Consider the following 404-nt stretch of genomic DNA (forward strand, 5'->3'; position numbering starts at 1 on the left):
CCGATACCTGCATGATGCGCCAGCACTTGGGTTAATCCTTCGCCGAAGGCATCTGTAGCAAAGCCAGGTAGTCGGCGTTTAATCGTGGCGTAGCTTGCGCTTGTCACCCCAACTTCAGCAAGGGTTTCGATCGAATCAAACTTCGAGCCAGGATTAATCAACCGGGCACGCACCAGATCCCGAAACACCGGATCATCACCAGTTGCTGCAGCAAGACCTAACTCGTTGAAACACGCATCAATACAGTCCAACAAGTAACCTGCTCGCTGTGCTGTCACCGGCACCGGGTCATCAGCGGTTCCCCTGCTTGCTGAAGGCTCTACTCCAAGATCAAGGGTGAGTTGATCTGCATCAATAAGACGCCGGGCCTGGGCTTTAAGCTGCTCAACTTGATCAGGTGAGTG

The 404-nt window shown here is 53.5% G+C and carries 1 pseudogene; it reads right to left on the minus strand.

Annotated elements, in window-relative coordinates:
• Window positions 1-404 (minus strand): annotated as a pseudogene (locus QP922_RS12840) (IS1634 family transposase); the annotation flags it as partial.

Origin of the sequence: Corynebacterium sp. MSK218 (genome assembly GCF_030232655.1) — a bacterium.
Lineage (GTDB): Bacteria > Actinomycetota > Actinomycetes > Mycobacteriales > Mycobacteriaceae > Corynebacterium.